Origin of the sequence: Vibrio sp. OPT18 (genome assembly GCF_015163615.1) — a bacterium.
Lineage (GTDB): Bacteria > Pseudomonadota > Gammaproteobacteria > Enterobacterales > Vibrionaceae > Vibrio > Vibrio coralliirubri.
On the sequence record NZ_JADDYK010000005.1, the window covers coordinates 15,199 to 33,752 of the forward strand.

Sequence of the window (18,554 nt, forward strand, 5' to 3'; positions counted from 1 at the left end):
GAAAACGTATGCCGAAAGCTCATTCCGTTTTAAAAATCATTGATGGCATCACATCATTTGTGAAAATGCTATTGATCGTACTCTCTGCGCGGATCGCCATTTTTGTTTTTGCTCTATACCAAACTTTTACATCAACCGATGCAAAAACGATGAGCTTTGAACAGTGGCAAACCTACATCGCGGAGCTATGGCCAGATACGATGAATTATGTAGTTCAAATGTACTTGATCGTTCTGGCCTATCTCATCATCACTATCCCATTAGCCATTAAAGCTCATCGAGCAAGCAAATCCTTTTGCTGTCAATGCACATGCAATAGCGAAAGCCGCCCACTCACAACAGCGGCGAGTTCAGGAAAATCAACGTCCTAAAACCAAAGCTCGCTTTTGGCTGCTATCCGCTCGTTGATAACCTTATGCGTTCGCTTCTAGCGGATTTACTTAGGAATTTACTTTGACCAACAAGGCAACATTACGCGCAAACTGACCATCAAGCACATTCCAACGCTGGCTAAGCAAGAGGGCAAACAGTGGGATGATGCAGGAGTTTGATGTATCAGGATTGAATTAAAAAGCCTATTTATTGCGACTCATTAACCAGCGTACCACTAGGTAACTCACCAATCCTAAAACACTTAATTGAATCATCCAACTAGGGATATCCAAATATTCACCTATATACGCAAGAGCATTATCTGCTTTCAGCAATTCTAAAATCATTCGTATTTATGAGGTTGTATGTCAAAAGCTCACTCTACATTAAAAATTCTTAACGGTTTGGCGTTTTTTGTTAAAACAAGCCTGATCATTGCCTCAACCCAAGTTGCGATTTTTGTCTTTACACTCTACACAAAGTTCATTTCCATTGAGGCTGAATCTCTGAGTTTCCAGCAATGGCAGTCCATCATGATGCAAGTTTGGGAAAGCACGACAAATAATAAGGTTCAGATGTTAGTCATCGTACTGGTCTACCTTATCATTACTATCCCATTGGCCATTAAAACTCATCGAGAAAGCAAATCCTTTTGCTGTCAATGCACATGCAATAGCGAAAGCCGCTCACTCACAACAGTGGCGAGTGCAGGGAAATCAACGCCGTAAGAACATCACACCTCTATCTAAAACCAAAGCTCGCTTTTGGCTGCTATAACGCTTGCGTTGTAGAGACAAAAGGAGCACCGCGCAGCGGATTTCTTTTATAGGCATCGCTATGACCAAACGACTTCTCTTGCGGGGGCTACTGATGTGTAGCGTCTCAATAGGGCTTTTTAGCTTTTCTCTTATACCAACCAAAGCCAATGCCAGCGCCGCTTGTACTGGGGATTTTGTGAATCCTATCGACGGCATTTGTTGGGACTGCATGTTTCCGTTAACCCTAGGCAAAGTCCCCTTATGGCCATCAAAGTACCCCGACACTGAAAACCCGACCCTACCTATCTCATTTTGCCCTAAACCCCCACCCATCTTTATGCAGATTGGCTTAAACATCGGCTATTGGGAGCCTTATGCGATGGTTGATGTTACTCGTGTACCTTACTGCATGGTCAACATGGGGATTGATATGGAAATGGGCAACTCGCAACAAATCGGTGGTCAGTCGACCCAAAGACCCACTGCCGCGAACAGTAATGGCGGCTTTTATCACGCGCACTGGTACAAGTATCCGCTCATTTACTGGCTGCAAATTTTGCAAAGCGAGGCGTGTATGTCCATCGATAACTTTGATGTTGCTTACCTCACCGAGCTCGACCCCTTTTGGGATGATGACGAACTCTCGTTTATCTTAAATCCCGAAGCGGCGCTGTTTGGTAATCAAATTGCGCAATTAGCGTGTGTAGCTGAATCGGTAAAAACCTCAATGGGTAACTCATTGCCACTGGATGTGCTGTTTTGGTGTTTGGGCTCACAAGGCAGTGCTTATCCACTAACGGGAACGACCGGTTATCGAGATACACCATTGCAAGCGGCCACGCTTATCTCAGAGCGCATTAACTACAAGCTGCACAGGCAAGGCATTGTGTGGGAGAGTTTAGGAACCGATGGGGCCATTTGTTATCAACACCCCATGCCGATATTGCCAAAGTCTCGCTATCGATACCAACTCTCTAACGTCGAAGCAGACGCTAAGAATTGCTACCCCTACGGTACGACAACGGCCATTTGGGAATCGGGCCATGATAACCCTGTTACGGGCGATAACTTTGGCTTTGTGAAGTTTAGAAAGCGTAACTGCGTTTTTCTTTAAAAAAAACGCGCAACACCCTTGCCATTAAGCGGTGACTGCGCGTAACGCCGACCATTGGCGATGCAACTTTTATTATGTAGGAAAAGATAAATGATGGTCACTACTCTACATCGAGCGTGCCTTCTTACACAGTAAATTAAGTCAAATTCGATATCTTGACAACAAAAAACCACAAAATAATCAGGGAATTATCTTGCCTAACCCAAAAATCACTCATTTATGAAAACACTCTACCTTTGGTTTCAATCGCTTGGTGAGGGGTGGCAGTTTCATCATTACCTCGCATTATGGCTCCATCATGGCGCACTTTGGCTACAGCAACTGAGTGCCAATCAACGCTTAGTGCTCATGATGGGGACTGTCGGTTTGTTCTTCACTTGTCGCAGCATCGCTCACTTTGGTTATCGCCAATGGCGATGCCTTCAACGGTGGCGCAAAAGAAAGGCCATCCCGAAACGCATCAACTTACATCTAGACCGAGATGAACATCGAAAATAAGCCCCCTATTTTTAGGGGGCCCTCCCATAACAGGAACATCACATGATTAAAGCCCTTATCCTTGCGCTGTTAATGACGCCCTTCGCTTTCGCTTGGACTGACGATGAACTGCAAGCCCTTGGTCAAATCGAGGCTGATGCCACACAAGGCATGACCGATACTGAACGCCATCAAATCTTTGAAAAAAGTCGCCAATACCAACAGTGGGCGACCCAACTTCAAGACCAGTCAATGGCGTCACTCAAGCCCAAAAACCCCAAAGCGCAAGCCTCAGGCGTCGTCGTCTTTGCTTCGCTAGGCATGCCGGAAACCTCACTCAAACAACTGCTCACACAAGCCGCGGAGTTGAACGTACCGGTGATTATTCGCGGCATGCTCAACAATGACTTTATGCAGACCGCTCAAACCATTCAGTCGTTAGTCATGACGCCCAATGGTCAATCGATTATGGGTGGTGTGGAAATTAACCCCATCTGGTTTAAGCAATTTAACATCACTCAAGTACCGGCATTCGTCGCCATTAAAGAGGGAGCGTGTCAAGGTGAGCCACCTTGCTTGGCCGGCAATTTCGATATCGTCTATGGCAACGTCTCACTTTATCACGCCCTTGAAACCCTCAGCCATAAGGGCGAGCACGGTTTAGTGGCGCAGCGATACCTCATTGATTAGTGTCGGCGACGAAACAACCGTAGTAGCACATGCCCGCCCCAAATCATTAAATGAGCCATGAACAATAAGACGGGCATAATCAATAACGGCAAAAATAACATCACTTCTGGAGCCATTTTTATCTTTCTTTTCAATCAATCATTACCCTGTTTTTACCCTGTTTTTGACCAATACCGCCACTGCCATGAGTGTTTTTTATGCGAATACTTCCATTTTTAATGATTTTTTTGAGCCCGATAGCGGTCGCTAATCAAGGCAACATTTATAACCAAGAAGTCCGGAACGCCCAAAACGCCGTCTCTCAAAGTCTTAACCAACCTGCTTTTAAGGGCTTTGATGTCAATAGCTACTGCGAGGACATAGCGTGCCAGCAGCAAATCCAAAACCCTGACCAATCCAAATACTTTGGTAATGATGCTGGCATGATTGACGATGGCAACATTGCATTGGCCAATGACCCTAATGCAAAAAACATCGTGGACGCGCAAAAGAAAAGACCGAAATACGATATTGACCCGAATGACCCCGCACTGGTTCGAGCTAAAGGGTTTATGGATGACAGCTATAACATTAGTCATGGCATATCGAGTAAGTACCATGACTGCGAAAACGGTAGCTCATGTCAACTTATCGACACCAAGAGACAGTGCGACGAGCCGACAACAGCGCCACTGAGTTGCACATCAGAGTTAGTCTTAGATGAAGAGTACTTCGTTAATCATAGCGGTCGTTGGAATTACGATCACACCAACAGACCTGTATCTGGTTTAGAGATGCCAATCATCAATCATCATATCAACACCGTCACCGTTAACGGTTTTAAACTCTCCATTAACTCGCGGTCTGAAATGATTGGGATAAGCATTAACGGGAAAATGTTAAAAACCGTTCAAATGCAATCAAGCAATGGATTATTCATCATCTCGAACGTTCAAGTTCCCGTGAATCAGTTGCTGCCTCACAAATCGGTTATGCATTTTCATCGAATGAATACCGGTGGACAACAAATCAATGGTTATGTTCACGACAACGTGTACATCATGGCGCAGTGGAAAGAAAAACGAGTGTCCACTAAATGGTTAAACCAATGCCAAAACCTGCCACCTGAATGCAGCAGCTCCCAATTTACCTGCATTGAAGGACCTGAAACTCGTATTATTAATGGCGTGGAAGTTTACCGAAGTTGCTGGAAAAAAAGAGAAACATACACTTGTCGTTACCCAAACACTTGCAGCAATTTACTGACAAACCCTAATGATACCCTCACCTGCAAGCTCAGCGAGCCTGATAAAAGATACTGTAAAATAGCGATTCAAAATCAATGCCTTGTTTACGATGTCACCCTTAGCTGCGTGGAAAAAAAATGTGAAGACATTAACCTTATCTGTGGTGAGGCTTCTTTCTGCTTAGAGGGGGATTGCTACGCGGGCGAAGGACAAAAGAATGATGATTTTGCTGAGAGTGCAGCAGGGCTCGGAGCCCTTGGCGCCGCCGCCGAAGACTTTAGCGAAGATACGGTCAAAATCTTCACGGGCAAACCGGCTTTTTGTGATAAAAAGCCGGTGGGTTTATCCGATTGCTGCTCTGATGATGGTTGGGGTAACGACATTGGCCTAACCCAGTGCAGTGAAGAAGAAATTGGTCTGGGTCAAGCCAAAGACAAAGGTCTAACCATCAAACTTGGGGAGTATTGTGCTGAAGACGTGCTTGGCGTCTGTATTCGCAAAAAGCAAAGCTACTGCCAGTTTGATAGTAAAATGGCGCGCATAATCCAAGAGCAAGGCAAGGTGCAACTTGGACTCAGTTTTGGTAATAAGAAAAACCCGAACTGTATTGGTATTACCCCTGAGCAAATGCAGCAGCTCGATTTTTCTAAGATTGATTTCAGCGACTTTTACGAAGACATGGAAGAAGGCATGGCGCTTCCCGATATGGAGCACTTGCAAAACACCATTACAGATAAATTCACCGACATAAAATGAGATAATAAGCCCTATGATGAACCGAATTTACCCCCATATTGAAAGGCAGCCGATTTGCGCTCTTTGTGAGCAGCCTATTCCCGAAGGGGCGCTGTTTTATAAACTCGATACCCTAACGCAAACCCCACTCGATGACGGAGCCCTGACCGTGCCTGTCGTGACGCTCTGCCGCTCACTGTGCCATTGCTGCACCATTAGCCGCCTTATCGTCGCAGTAAGCAGTGAGGCTGAGCCCTCTTACGGTCATGAGGTGCACACGGCGTCCCTGCAGAAACACCTCTACCTCAGCAATCAGTGTTTTCACCCACTGCCGTTTGTTGTCTCTACCGCCAACCATCACGCATTTTCAAAGGAGCGCCCATGCGACACCTTAACAACGCCATTGGAGTCATTACCAGAGCCCTCCTCTGTGCTTGCCTGATTTCGCCCGCCATCGCCAGCGAACCCCATCAAGGTTGGCGATGGTACAACGAACCCAAACCCGTCAAACTTAAACCCAAACCACTGCCGCCACCCCCTCAAACTTTCGTCACCACCACCTCCCCAAGCGCAGCCCCAACCAAACGAGTCCGAACCATGAACGCCACTGAGCAAATGCAGTGGTTTCAGGGCTATATGGCGGAAGTGCAAAACGATGCGGTGATTAACTCGACCGACGTGGATAAGGTGATGAAGTTTATGACGCTGAGCCAATACATCGATGGCAAAACCACTGAGTTTGGCATGAGCTGGAAAAAAGCCCTGCTGCTTGACCCAAATCTGGATTACCGCACCAAACACCCAACCGAATCCATTGCAAGGCAAACCCAAAACGCGCAAATCAAACACGCTAAAACCCAATCAGTCACAACACTGGCAGAGCAAGGCTTTGGACTCTTCTTTGCGTATAACGGCGATGCACCACTGGATAAAACCCTCGCCCCTTCGATTCAAGCCTTTGCGGACGAATATGGAATTGGGCTTCTTGGTGTCACGATGGATGGCGTCGAGCTTGAAGCTATCAAGCAAAACCGCCAGAACAACCAAACATTGGAGGTAGAAATGACGCCAGCCTTGGTATTGGTCAACCCAAATACCGGCGAAATGCACCCACTTGCGTTTGGTTTTGTCTCTCAAGAGGAATTATTGGGGCGCTTTCACAATGTGGCCACGCAGTTCGCGCCCGATTTTTAACAAGGGATTATCGGAAATAGCACGTAACGCTCCACACCGCCAACGGCAGAAGAAGCATCCATGAGCCAGTCGAAATAAACGCTGAGAGCAACGCCATAACCATCACCTCTGAAAGAAATAGAGTCTCAACATAGCATGGAATTTAAACACAATGAACCACAAGAGAAGCATAGCACCTTACAACCCATACATAGCCGACGAATTGAGAGCATTAGGAAAACGAATAGAGGAAGTCATACAACCTATGTCTCAGCGTGCCTTCGCTGAGATTTGGGGGATAGCCCCTGTCTCTGTGGGGCGATACATTCACGGAAAACACTCACCGAGAATTGAGGATTTAAACACGTTAGCGCAATTAACCGACGTTGATTTACTTTGGCTTGTGGCAGGAGAGCATTACTCGCAATCACGCTGGCTCCAATCAAACCAGAACATCAAAATCTGCCTTGATGACTGCATGTTTCCCACATTAACAGCGGAGCAAGCCGTCGTTATTTCGCAACGACAAGAGAATGACACCATTGAAGATGGTGTGTATTGCTTGGCGACGAGACAAGGATACACTTTTAGGCGCTTACTTTGGGATGAGGAGAAACAAGGTTTCTGGCTGATATGCGACAACACGAATTTTGAGCCGCACTTTAATCGAAAACCCAACATTATTGGAAAAGTTAGCTCCGCGCTAATGAGTATAAGTTAATCACAATGTGGCCAAGCAGTTCGCGCCCGATTTTTAACATGGAGTTCAGCGTTAATGTATAGAATCTTTAATCCTATTCATTCATTATCATATGAGCTTTTTATTGCTCCGCTCAAAAGGTATCGTCAACCTTATTCTGAGATTGATGATTTTATCAAACCACTTGTTAATGCACTCAATGACATTGATGACGTCATAACCATTGCGTCCTGCCAAGGTCATCTCTACACAAGAGCTCCATACGTTTACTTTCGAGCGCCTATCGCTGTCGTCCAAACCAAGATTGCACCAAAGATACAATACCTCCACGGATGGCAACTCACTGGATGGTTAAATGAAGACTTTGAGCTCTGCTTTTACCTAAGCTCCAACGCTTACGAAAACATGCGACATTCTTCCTTTGGATTGCTGCAATACTGTTGGCATCTAGGTATTCACCCTGTGCGGTTTTTCTTTATAAAGGTAGTCACCATGACATTCAAAAAATGGTGTCAGTTGACCATTTTGGTCCCGTTACTGACGCTCAGCACATTGAGCTTTGCAAGCAACACACTTCAAGATATTATTCAAAACAAGGCGCAACGGACGCTCCAGACACAGAGTATGAGCAACGTAAAAGACAAAGCCAGTTCCAACCTAGGACTGGCTTTTGTTTTTTCATCCACTTGCCCTTATTGCCAAACCTTCGCACCAACCCTTGAAGCCTTCGCGGCTAAAAACAATCTAACCGTCTATCCCTTCTCAGCCGATGGACGGGGTATTCACACCTATCAACAACCGTTAATGGCCAACCAAGATGTCATGACGGAATTTTTTCCAAACCAGCAAAACATTGTTTATCCCTCTTTGTTTTTGGTGAATCTCGATACCAGGGCGCATGTACCGCTGAGTATTGGCAACGTCCCCTTTAATGTGCTGGAAACCACCTATCAAGCGGCGCTTAATTACCCTCATCTGCAAGCAAGGTTAGGATATGAATAACAAATCATTACGCACTCCCTTTTTTACGCTCTCGCTTCTGTCTCTTTCGATAACCTTCTCTGGATTGGCTAACGCCGATGTTAACCAAGACCTGACTAAGTTCTTCGATGGATTGGAGTATTCCACGAACGCCACCTCCGCCAGCGCCTACAAAGGCCAAACCGCAAACCACTACAGCGCGGGGAGTGCTTATATCCGAACGCCCATCACCCAATCACAACTGGTTGGCTTTACACCCCCGACTATCAGTGCTGGGTGTGGCGGCATTGACCTATTTAGCGGCGGATTTTCGCACATCAACAGCGACCAATTGGTTGCGATGGGGAAAAACATTGTTGCTAGTGCCATCCCTTTTGCGGTCGATTTAGCGCTTCAAACTTGGGCACCTCAAATCAAGAACATCAAAGACCGCTTAGAACAAATCGCTAAAGAGATTAATGCCCTATCGGTGAACTCGTGTGAGGCGGCACAAGTCGGCGTTTCGGCCTTAGCGGGCTTTGCTGATGTAGGGAATAAAGACTACATCTGTGCCACGATGGGAACCCAAAACAATGCCTTTGCAGATTGGGCAGGCGCAAAAAATGGCTGCAACAACGAGGCCGAACGCGATAAACAAGTTAGTAACGCTGCCAATAACAGCGAACTCAAAAAAATCATCAAAGCCAACCGCAATATCATTTGGTTCTCGATACTCAATAACGCCTTTTTAAGTGCCGACCCTGAACTGGCTGAGTTCTTCATGTCACTCTCAGGCACGATTATCTATGACCAAGATTTGCAAGCCCATAAAAAGCCATCACTACTGACAGGCAATAACAACATGGTCAAAGCTATGCTCGAAGGGGGCAAAGTCAAAGCGTATCGATGCGATGACCGAGATAAAGAGAAATGCTTAAACCCAACCAAGGTGGACATCACCTTTGATAAGAGCAAAACCTTTAAAACCAGAGTCTCAGAGACACTGACTGGCATCATGAACAACTATCGCAACGATGCGCCGCTCACCGATGAACAAAAGGTGTTCTTAGAATCGGTGTCATTGCCGGTATTAAAGATGATGGCCACCTCCATGGAGTCAGGCACTAATCCTTCAATATCTGCTTACTCCGACATCATTGCCGCTGACCTCATTACCGATTACCTCATGCAATCGCTGACCATCATCAAAGACTCCATTACCACCCAAGGTAATGACCCAAAAGATTTGGACAGCCTGTATGAAGCGATTGATACCGCCAGCCGTGAGCTTTCATCATCGAGAATGCACGCCCTGCAAACCTTAGATGCAGAGCAAGCGCTCATCCAAAGCATGATGAACATTGAAAAACGCATTGAAGGGCACTTCTCGTCTCAAACGCGAGCCAATTTACTCTTTGAACAATAAGGAATCACACCCTATGTGGGAAATGTACGTCTTTAGTGGTGGCGACACCGCTCAAAAGGTGTTTAATGCCATTGCGCTCTTTTTTAACTCCCAAGAGCGCATCACCTTAATCGGCATGCTCGGTATCTTAGCGGTCTTCATTACCGCCCTGCGATTTATCGTCACGCGCGACCCAAATCATATTGGTCATTGGTTTGCCGTCGCCCTACTGGTTCCAACACTCCTAACCACCCCCAAGACCAGTATGATTATCTTGGATTCGAGTCAGTTAGGACGAACCTACATGGTCGATAACATCCCTATCGGCGTGGCCATGCCTGCGCACTACGCTACGCTCTTTATGTTTGGGATGAGCCAAACCATCGATAAGTTCTTCAGGCTGCCTGACAGCCAAGCCTACTCGACATCGGGAATGATATTTGCAGCAAGATTGACCAACTTATCGCAAAGCATTGGTGTACAAGATGCTGAGCTCAAAAATCTTTGGGGGCAGTACCTACAAAACTGTATTCGCAAGGACATTACCATTAACCGTAAATACACGTGGCAGCAGTTTGCAACCGCAGGCGATATTTTCACCTTCCTAAAAAACAACCGCCCGTCACCACTGCGCCGTATTGCGATGAACAATGATTTTGTAACGTGCGCAGAAGCCTTGCCAGAGATTGAAAAAATGTTCAACAAAGAAGCCGAAGATAGTTGGACGCTCATCGGTACACAATCTCAAGGGGCTCGATGGGCGAAAGAGGAAGCGCTGGTCCAAAATGCCCTACAAAACTCGATGAATGACTTCATGGGGATTAACCAATCGGCCTCCGCCACCATGAAGCAAAACATTGCCATTAATGGGATACGAGCGGGTTTATGGGGCAACGCGGCCAGTGCTGATGCGGTGGGCGCAGCCATGAACTACGCCAACGCACAAAACACCACCACCCAAAGCTCAACCATGCTCAGCATGGGGACGTTTGCGAAAGAGTGGCTACCGATAGTGCATAGCGTGTTAACCCTATTGATAGTGTGTACCTCTATCTTTGCGTTCTTAGCCTGTTTCATTCCTGGTCTCACAATGAAAGTGCTCAAAGGCTATGTGTTTGGTTACTTCTACCTTGCGGCGTGGCCGGTCTTTTTCACCTTCATCAACATGATAATGACCTACGCATTGCAATCAGCCAGTACCGACCTTGTGACCGCAACCGGAAACGGCATTAGCCTTTCTAACAGCAATCAAGTAGCGGCCATGCAAACGCAATACGCCGCCGTTGCGGGTTGGTTGATGATGCTTGTGCCGGTGATTTCAAAATACGCCATCAGTGGCGGCGCTGGCATGGCAATGGGACTGGCTCACCAATTCACAAGCCTTGGTAGCGGAACGGTGTCTAAAAACGCAGGGGCGGCGGCTTCGGGTGATTTAGGCTTTGGTAACATGCAGGTGGATAACCAAACGCTGGCCAACATGAACGCGAACAAGCACGACATGGCGTACCTTGATAGAAGCTATGGCGCGAGCGTGCAGCGAAGCGATGGTACTAGCGTCGATAAATACGCGAAAAACGATGTTTACAACGCCAAAGGGGGGATATCGCAATCGGCCTTTGATGTGAACGCCTCAGACGTACAGACTCGCGGATTACAACAAACTGTCAGCGAGGCAGAACGTGCAACGGCGCAAAGTCGAACTGCGTATAACAACAGCCTTGGAACAAGCAGTGACGCGCTAACCAGCTTGATGAACAGCGCCAGCACCAACAAGAGTCACGGCACTGGCACACAAGACAGTCAAAGCGCCAACTTAAACCAAACCCTATCGGAAATGGATTCGTTGGTGAATGAGCATGCGAAGGCGAATGGCCTGACCAAAGCTGAATCCCAAAAAGAAATGCTCGACCTATATGCAGGGGGCGAAATTTTTGCCGAAGTGAGTGGTGGAAAATCATTTTTAAACGATATGGTTAATGTAAAAGGTGGCTTGAGAGGTTCTGCAGGAATTAAAGGTTCTAGCTCAGACTCAACATCTGAAGATAAAAACACTTCTACTACCGACCGCGAAGCTCAAAGCCGTCAGGAGCAGTTCAACGACCTGATGGGTAAAGTAACGCAGTTCAGCAGTAACGCCAACAGCTCAGAGCTCAACTCTGACACCCAACAAGCAGCGATGAACTTCAATGACTCGATTCGTAAGAGTGAGGACTTAGCAGAAAGTGTTGATTTAAGTCATTCGCAAGAGCAGTCATACAGCGCAGCCCTGCAAGCGGCGCAAAATGGCTCACTGGGTATGAATCACGACTTGAAACCTGAGTTCCAAGAATACGTTGAGCGCCTTCGTCCAAACAATGTTGAAACCATTATGAATGGCTATGGCGGTGATGTTCGAGATGAACGAGATGCACTCTTCCAAGGCTTTTTAGAGGAAAAATTCAAGGACTACAACCCTCAACTGGTTAACGCGAGCGAAGCAAGCCAAATCAACCATGAACCTACGGCACTGCAAGGCAAAGACTTGGAGGGCGTCTACCAGTCAGGCTCACAAGGCGTACGCAATATTGTTGAGCCGGAGCTTAGAGGCAAGTTACCTGAAATGGCGGATACGTACGCGACAGAAAAAGTTAGTCATTTTAACGAAGTGGATTACCAATCACAGCGTCAAGGTTCAGAAGCTAGCAGAGAAGAGATCGAGCGTAAAATCACCAATGAATTTGGCCCATTACCTGAAAAAATGGATGACGTCGATAGCAAGGGTGGGAGTAACCCAACAGTCAAGCAAGATAACACCACCGTCTACCAAAACATGGTGAAATAAAAAAAAGGGGCGAATCATCGCCCCTTCTATTCAACATTAACTTAATCGTTTTTTTAGCAAAAACTGAACATGAGGTAGCACATGCTTTTGATTCACATAACTACTCGCCACAACTAAAACCACAAACCACGTGGCAAACCATGTCATTATAAAACCAAATGACGGAACGCTATCTTTGGGTCTAATATCAAAAACAAAACAGCCAATCACTGCCGCAAGGATAGGCCAACCTATCCATAAAATAATCGCAAAACCAATCGCATCCGCTTTCCAACCAAAGAAGAACGACAGCTTATCAATGCGCTTGTTCCACTCTTTGGCGTAAGCGCGATCGCTCTCGGTCATATCGTCGGTTACAGCCATCGAGGATGGGGACGATTTCAAAAACTGGTAAACACCCACGGACTCTGGATTGGCCATATCCGCTTGCGCACTTGGCTGAGCTTGAGGTGCCGAGTTAGATAAGATCGCATTGATTTCAGCATCAGTAAAATCAGCGGCTCGAAGCGCATCTATCTTAGCGGTAACGTCACTTAAATTTTGATTCATCATGGCTCCCTCTTCCCTAAAGGGGACTCATACCCCTGTTTATATGATCAGATCTTAACCCTAGCTGATCGCTAAATCCACTTATTTCATTCAATTTCTGTATGAATTTTATCCATCTTTATTTTCTCTTTTCTAAGGAGCTTTAGGCATGTCGCAAAAAAACAATACGCGGCCAAAAGCGCGCACCAGTAACTTCACGCGCGGCGGTCAAATTCTCTTCCACAACCTACGCATGTATTTCCAAATCATGGGAAAACTCGCGTCATGGGCGTTTATCGCCTCGTTAATTCTCACCGCCTTATACGTCTACCTCGTACTGGATGCCGAAACACTCCAAGCGGTTAAGCACTATTGGACGGTGCGAACGGCAAGCATTGGAAAGCAAGACACGGCCATGATCACCCTTGACTGGAACGGTCAAAAATTTGAAAACACCGTTGCCTACCTCAAAGAGAGTGCGCTCTTAAACGATGCCTACCAAAGTTTTAAACACATGGTGATGCTGAGCTTTGCATTTGCCTTTGTGACCTCAATGATTTTGATGCTCTTTGTTCATCGCTATCTTGAGTCAAAGGGAAAAGAGCAGACTGAGGATTGTCTTATTCGTGGCGTTCGCGTGGATACCCCCGAAAAACTCACCGAAGAGTTAAAGAAAGACAAAAACATCTCGCCGTTTGTGATCGATAAGAAACGCATTTTTGTCAAAGACTTTGAGATCCGCCACATCCAAGTAGGCGGAACCAGTGGCTCTGGAAAATCCGTTGCCATTCGTAAACTTCTCAATGAGATCCGCGCTCGCGGTGATAAGGCGATCATCTACGATAAAGGCTGTACCTTCTTATCGCGTTTCTATGACGAAAGCAGTGACACGATCTTAAATCCATTTGATGAACGCAGTGCGTATTGGGATGTATGGCAAGACGCCAAACACCCAACGGAATTTGAAAACCACTCGATGTCATTGATACCTGAGCATGGCGACGGCGATCCGTTTTGGGTTCAATCCGCCCGTACCATCTTCTCGTCAACGGCTTACAAGATGTACAAGAATGGGGATGACTGCACCACTGAACGACTGCTTGAGCTTATCTTGACCTCGCAGTTAGAAACATTGACCGAATACCTTGATGGCACCGAATCGGCTTCACTGGTTTCTGACAAAATCCAAAAGACCGCCATCTCCATCAAATCGGTACTGGCGGCTTACATCAAGTCACTGCGCTTTTTGGAAGGATTAGACAAGCCCGATAAAGAGGGCAATCCACGTCGAAGATTTTCCATTCAAGATTGGGTACTCGATGACAAAGAAAAAGGCTTCTTGTTTTTAACCTCTAACGCTAAGCAGCACGCTTCATTGAGACCACTTATCTCAATGTGGCTATCGATTGCAACGACCGCTATCTTGAGCTTAGAAGAGAGTCAATCACGCCGTATTTGGGTGATTATGGATGAGGCGCCAAGTCTTCATAAACTGCCTGAGCTACCAAACGTCTTATCTGAGGTGCGCAAACATGGGGGCTGTTTCTTACTCGGTTTTCAGTCTTATGCGCAGTTTGTCAAAATCTATGGCCAACACGCCGCGGATGAAATGATTGACCTGCTGAACACTCGCTTTTATTTCCGCAATCCCTCGTCACCAATGGCGAAAAAGAGCAGTGAGGATTTGGGGGAACAAGAGATTGAACTCTCCAAAGAGCAATACAGCTATGGTGCGGATTCCGTTCGTGATGGTGTCTCTCTTGGCCACACCACGATCACAAGACCTGCCGTGACCTCTTCGGAAATCATGCAGCTTGCCGATTTGGAATGTTGGTTGCGCACGCCTGGTAACTACCCAATCACCAAACTCAATCTTGTCTTTGATGAAATGCCAAAGGTAGCGAATGCCTTTATCTTCCGCGAATACGAATCGAGCGAAAATATGAAACGTATCGATGCACTACTGGCGCATTACCAACTTGGGGCGTTGACTGCCCTTGATGAAACCGATCGCAACAAGCTAATGGCGATTCATAACAGTCAGTTTGATGGTGACGAGGAAGAGAAAGAGCTTGAAGAAGCGCGCATGAAAGAAGCGGTCGATGATCAAAGTAAGAAGAGCGAACACGACGTTGAGAAACAAAAACGTGAAGAAGCAGCGCGCATTCGCGCACAACTCTCCACGCCAGAGCAAGACGCGATCGACGTGGACAATAACCTCGATCACACACCTGAGCTTTAACCTCGAACCCACTTAACATCAAAAACCTACTTTACTCAATAAGGAAAAACCACCTATGGAAATCTCAACCCATTGGATCACGCATAATTTGCTTCAAAAAGCGATTTTAGCTTGCGCGGCAAGTTTAATTTATTTTGGCATCGTCGAATATGACACCACCTTCTCTCTCACTCAGTGGGCGAGTTGGTTATTTTTTACCATCCTCTTCCTTACCACCATGATGTTGATCCCCAAGCTCATTCGCCCCACAAAACGTCGTCCGAAGATAATGAGCCTCTTGTACATGCCAGTGCTGGTCGTTATCACGCTCTTTGCTTGTTGGTGGCTTGAATTGAATCTACTACAAAGCGCCGCGTATGGGATATCCACTGCGATATTGTTACTCGGGATGGGCCTCCACAGCTTCACGAAAGCAACGCAAACTGCCGCAGATACCGCTGTTCATAACGCGCAAACAGAGCAGGGTTAACTTGACGTGACACCATGATCGAAAAGCGCACTATTAACGGTGCGTTTTTCTTAAATTGAGATTAGCATCCAAAAAGGAAATACCAATGAAATTAGCAACATTAAAACTAACCCACCTACCAGAAAAATGGCTTCGTCGCGCAGTCACCACCTCTGACCTACTCATTCAGTTGGTACATTATATTGTGGCGTTTTTCGGCATCATCTCTACGTTTTTCGCTCTGTCTATCCTCTCGGCAGCAAAAGCACTACTGGACAAGCCTGATACGCTATTGTCCCCTTCTCAATACTACGAATTAGTGATTCAAGCATGGGAGAACGGCAGCAACATCGCATTCAATATTGCTCTGATTTATATCGCCTTTTGTTTTGTCGATTTAGGGCTTAAATACTGCTTGAATAAGCAAAAGCACCTCAACACGACAAGTAATGAGGTAAGTGGTTAAGCTTTAGAAACAAAAACGCCGTCGCTTTGATTTGAAAGCAACGGCGTTAATTACTTTGGTTGTGTAACTCTTAATAGCACATACCATGCTTTTTAAGCCATAGCACTGCAAACATAAGTAGTACCAAAGGATAATATTCAAACAGCGCCGCCCAAAAACTCGGCTCTGCACTTGCAAAGATATCCACTGACTAATTTTCCTTTTGTGTATTTAAAGATGGTGTCGAACAAATAATACACTTATTGACTAAAAGAACAACAAAACATGACAACGAATAAGCACAAAGCGATGAAATTTCAAGCAGATCAATCTCTAACTGCATTCCAATACCGTCTTGCAAAAATTATTAATCAACAAAACATCACACACTTATACAAAAAAACAGGGCTATCGCGAGCAACGCTGTATCTCTACATTAATGGGAAAAGCATTCCAACACTCCCAAAACTCGCCCTAATAGCTCAAGAGTGTGGCGTATCACTTTCTTGGCTATTTAGCGGTGAGGAAGGTGATTCAACACCACCAATAACCACTCAAAGCAATCCGTTACGACTGACCGTGATTGATGATGCCATGGCTCCAACAATCCTTCTGCATGTTGATATCGAGTACCTACCCATAAAGCCAGTACAAAAGAAAAGACGATTTATTGATGGCATCTATGTACTGACCAACGCGCAAGGGCTCATCGTTAGACGCGTACAATGGATAGAAGCCGAAGATGCCTATCGCGTGTTTGGTGATAACCCACACTACCCACCTCAAACTATGAAAGAGATAGCACCGATTGGGAAGGTCACCGCTATTGTTCAACCTCTTTAACAGGAGTAATAACACTTTGAAATTTATCTTTATTGACGCCGAAAACATTGGCTTAAAAGAGATGCAAACAATCAAGACCTCCATTATTGATAAAGTCTTTGTTTTTTCACTGAACTCAGCAATCAAAGAATTTTGTGAACAAAAATGGTATGCCTGTTTCTCTGATTATCAAATAGGCGCAAATCAAGCCGACTTTCGCATTATCTCAGTTCTGTCCCACGCGCTGATGATGATTGAAAGACCTAATCCAGCGATCACTTTTGTTCTCTACTCTAGTGATAAAGCCCTTGGTTTAGCCTTTAAAAACGAATGTGACATACGCTCAGCCGATTGTGAGATTGCATTAAGAGAGCCGCTTCCCGCCATCTCAAAAGCACCACAGACAGCCGTAACACCATCAAAGACCGACGCTGAAATTCTATTTGCGGCATTAAGAAAGGCATCTCCTTTGGATGACGGATTACGACTAAGCCTTAGCCTCTCGAAACAACGATTTTCTCAGGCGCAAAATGAACTCATCAAACATGAGTTAATCATTCGGTGCAAATCCAACAAGAAAAATTGGAGACAAAATAAGTAGGAACAAACCTCATGCTGACATTCGTCACTGACCGTACCAAAAACAAACCGGACATTCTTACTCCGGTCAAAAATCGCCCACTCTTTCTACTCAGCCTCGAAGGGCAATTTCTTGCTCGATACGAAGCCCCAAACGGTGGCTGGACACATCAAGCTCTATCCCAAATGAATACGCTCTTTGAACCTGCATGGCACTACTGCGGGGTCGATGCGTTCATTGGCGAACAGTGGGTTGGCGGTTTAGCCCTATAACACAATTAATCCAAACACTAACAAAACAAGAGGATTCAACGATGAATCGACTAAAAACACAAAAGCCGCTAGATTTTTAGCGGCTTTTTCTCAATATACTTGCTCACTTTTTATCCCAACGTTACGCACCGATTTTGTGGATAAGTCGATTTTGTTTAACGATTACACAAATTTGACAATCCACTCGCAACCTTTGGTGATAGAATCGCCGCGGGTGCTCTTGGACTATCTCCATGAGCAAATGCAAGTGGCAGATAGAACAAAGCCCCGAATGAACTATAAATTCAAACGAGGCCTGGTCATGATTCGCAACCTGATTATAAGCCTCTTCAACTTTGGAGGCAAACAAAATGCCTAAAAAACACGCGGCACTAGCGAATACCCTAGTGCTTTGTATGACACTGATAGTGGGACTATGGATGGTACGAGAATCGCTTTGCGAACTCAGGTACAAGGACACTAAACGTGAATTTTCGGCTAGCTTTGTCTACGAAATGAAGTAGCTGAACAGGAGAGGGTTTTCCCTCTCCTGATTCAGTTGTGATACATGAATCCAAGACGCACCCACACTTCTTTCCCTATAAAAAAACAATACAATGAATAATTCCAAACCTGAACTCAACGTCGATCTCGCCATTGAGCAAATGCTCACTGGCATCGCCCAAAGCAACAAAACCAAAAAGAAAGAAACCTCAACCGAGCATATGCGTTCAATCAAGAGACGCGCCGACGATTGGCACTTTCAAAAAGAATTAGAGCGAATAGACCAAGAGCTGAGCTGAGCTT

The 18,554-nt window shown here is 45.8% G+C and carries 20 protein-coding genes; 19 read left to right on the plus strand and 1 reads right to left on the minus strand.

What is annotated here, in order from left to right; translation table 11 throughout:
- Positions 1–8 precede the first annotated feature (8 nt).
- The 11 genes from IQQ51_RS00295 to traG all read left to right on the plus strand — a co-directional run bounded on the left by IQQ51_RS00295 (position 9) and on the right by traG (position 12,431).
- On the plus strand, positions 9–371 hold the full coding sequence (locus IQQ51_RS00295) for a hypothetical protein (RefSeq protein ID WP_193840035.1): 363 nt from the start codon (positions 9–11) through the stop codon (positions 369–371).
- A gap of 366 nt (positions 372–737) precedes the next feature.
- Positions 738–1,100: a hypothetical protein gene (locus IQQ51_RS00300; protein ID WP_193840036.1), complete on the plus strand. Its 363-nt coding sequence runs from the start codon at positions 738–740 to the stop codon at positions 1,098–1,100.
- A 142-nt stretch (positions 1,101–1,242) separates the two neighbouring features.
- Positions 1,243–2,244: a conjugal transfer pilus assembly protein TraU gene (gene traU, locus IQQ51_RS00305; RefSeq protein ID WP_228012625.1), complete on the plus strand. Its 1,002-nt coding sequence runs from the start codon at positions 1,243–1,245 to the stop codon at positions 2,242–2,244.
- A 219-nt stretch (positions 2,245–2,463) separates the two neighbouring features.
- On the plus strand, positions 2,464–2,742 hold the full coding sequence (locus tag IQQ51_RS00310) for a hypothetical protein (RefSeq protein ID WP_193840038.1): 279 nt from the start codon (positions 2,464–2,466) through the stop codon (positions 2,740–2,742).
- A 42-nt stretch (positions 2,743–2,784) separates the two neighbouring features.
- Positions 2,785–3,411, plus strand: coding sequence for a type-F conjugative transfer system pilin assembly protein TrbC (gene trbC / locus IQQ51_RS00315; protein WP_193840039.1), 627 nt, complete (start codon positions 2,785–2,787; stop codon positions 3,409–3,411).
- Between the two features lie 197 nt (positions 3,412–3,608).
- Entirely contained in the window at positions 3,609–5,393 is a 1,785-nt protein-coding gene (traN, locus tag IQQ51_RS00320) for a type-F conjugative transfer system mating-pair stabilization protein TraN (protein WP_193840040.1), read from the plus strand.
- 360 nt (positions 5,394–5,753) lie between these two features.
- Entirely contained in the window at positions 5,754–6,566 is an 813-nt protein-coding gene (traF, locus tag IQQ51_RS00325) for a type-F conjugative transfer system pilin assembly protein TraF (protein WP_193840041.1), read from the plus strand.
- Between the two features lie 151 nt (positions 6,567–6,717).
- Complete coding sequence (locus tag IQQ51_RS00330; protein ID WP_193840042.1) at positions 6,718–7,266, plus strand: helix-turn-helix domain-containing protein; 549 nt, start codon at positions 6,718–6,720, stop codon at positions 7,264–7,266.
- A 54-nt stretch (positions 7,267–7,320) separates the two neighbouring features.
- The gene (gene traF / locus IQQ51_RS00335) at positions 7,321–8,247 is read left to right on the plus strand and encodes a conjugal transfer protein TraF (protein ID WP_193840043.1); all 927 of its coding nucleotides are present in this window, start codon (positions 7,321–7,323) and stop codon (positions 8,245–8,247) included.
- Positions 8,240–9,631 carry a conjugal transfer protein TraH gene (locus IQQ51_RS00340; RefSeq protein ID WP_193840044.1) on the plus strand — a complete coding sequence of 464 codons (1,392 nt, stop codon included), beginning with the start codon at positions 8,240–8,242 and terminating at the stop codon, positions 9,629–9,631. Before traF (IQQ51_RS00335) ends, IQQ51_RS00340 begins: the two co-directional genes overlap by 8 nt.
- A gap of 13 nt (positions 9,632–9,644) precedes the next feature.
- Complete coding sequence (gene traG, locus IQQ51_RS00345) at positions 9,645–12,431, plus strand: conjugal transfer mating-pair stabilization protein TraG (protein ID WP_193840045.1); 2,787 nt, start codon at positions 9,645–9,647, stop codon at positions 12,429–12,431.
- A 36-nt stretch (positions 12,432–12,467) separates the two neighbouring features.
- Here the strand turns inward: traG and IQQ51_RS00350 are convergent, their stop codons facing one another.
- Positions 12,468–12,983: a hypothetical protein gene (locus IQQ51_RS00350; protein WP_193840046.1), complete on the minus strand. Its 516-nt coding sequence runs from the start codon at positions 12,981–12,983 to the stop codon at positions 12,468–12,470.
- A gap of 145 nt (positions 12,984–13,128) precedes the next feature.
- On the opposite strand from IQQ51_RS00350, the gene traD reads away from it, so the two are divergent.
- The 8 genes from traD (at position 13,129) to IQQ51_RS00390 (ending at position 18,550) form a co-directional block, all read left to right on the plus strand.
- Complete coding sequence (traD, locus tag IQQ51_RS00355; protein ID WP_193840047.1) at positions 13,129–15,201, plus strand: type IV conjugative transfer system coupling protein TraD; 2,073 nt, start codon at positions 13,129–13,131, stop codon at positions 15,199–15,201.
- A 55-nt stretch (positions 15,202–15,256) separates the two neighbouring features.
- Positions 15,257–15,670, plus strand: a complete 414-nt coding sequence (locus IQQ51_RS00360) for a hypothetical protein (RefSeq protein WP_193840048.1) — start codon at positions 15,257–15,259, stop codon at positions 15,668–15,670.
- 85 nt (positions 15,671–15,755) lie between these two features.
- Complete coding sequence (locus IQQ51_RS00365; protein ID WP_193840049.1) at positions 15,756–16,115, plus strand: hypothetical protein; 360 nt, start codon at positions 15,756–15,758, stop codon at positions 16,113–16,115.
- Between the two features lie 264 nt (positions 16,116–16,379).
- Positions 16,380–16,937, plus strand: a complete 558-nt coding sequence (locus tag IQQ51_RS00370; protein WP_193840050.1) for an XRE family transcriptional regulator — start codon at positions 16,380–16,382, stop codon at positions 16,935–16,937.
- 16 nt (positions 16,938–16,953) lie between these two features.
- Entirely contained in the window at positions 16,954–17,517 is a 564-nt protein-coding gene (locus IQQ51_RS00375; protein WP_193840051.1) for a hypothetical protein, read from the plus strand.
- Between the two features lie 11 nt (positions 17,518–17,528).
- Entirely contained in the window at positions 17,529–17,768 is a 240-nt protein-coding gene (locus IQQ51_RS00380) for a hypothetical protein (RefSeq protein ID WP_193840052.1), read from the plus strand.
- Positions 17,769–18,118: 350 nt separating this feature from the next.
- On the plus strand, positions 18,119–18,271 hold the full coding sequence (locus IQQ51_RS00385) for a Hok/Gef family protein (RefSeq protein ID WP_193840053.1): 153 nt from the start codon (positions 18,119–18,121) through the stop codon (positions 18,269–18,271).
- 93 nt (positions 18,272–18,364) lie between these two features.
- On the plus strand, positions 18,365–18,550 hold the full coding sequence (locus IQQ51_RS00390; RefSeq protein WP_193840054.1) for a hypothetical protein: 186 nt from the start codon (positions 18,365–18,367) through the stop codon (positions 18,548–18,550).
- Positions 18,551–18,554: the final 4 nt, after the last annotated feature.